Here is a 239-nt window from a genome sequence, read left to right as displayed (position 1 = left end):
CCGATGATAGTGTGGGGTCTCCCCATGTGAAAGTAGGTCATCGCCAAGCGCCTAATTTACTCGAAAGAGTAGCTTTATCACGATAAAGCAAGTCTACTAACTTTGACAAGTTAGCGACTTAAAAAGCATTTAGCATTACGCGTAAGCATCTTGCTAAAGGAGCGGTAGTTCAGTTGGTTAGAATACCGGCCTGTCACGCCGGGGGTCGCGGGTTCGAGTCCCGTCCGCTCCGCCAACAT

At 49.4% G+C, this 239-nt stretch carries 1 tRNA gene; it reads left to right on the top strand.

The window, feature by feature from the left end:
• The first annotated feature begins 158 nt into the window (after positions 1-158).
• Positions 159-235 (top strand) — tRNA-Asp (locus AN944_RS21240).
• Positions 236-239 lie beyond the last annotated feature (4 nt).

The organism is Shewanella sp. P1-14-1 (genome assembly GCF_001401775.1).
GTDB lineage: Bacteria > Pseudomonadota > Gammaproteobacteria > Enterobacterales > Shewanellaceae > Shewanella > Shewanella japonica.
The sequence above is the reverse complement of the archived record's forward strand: the minus strand, read 5'-3'. Positions and strand labels throughout refer to the sequence as shown.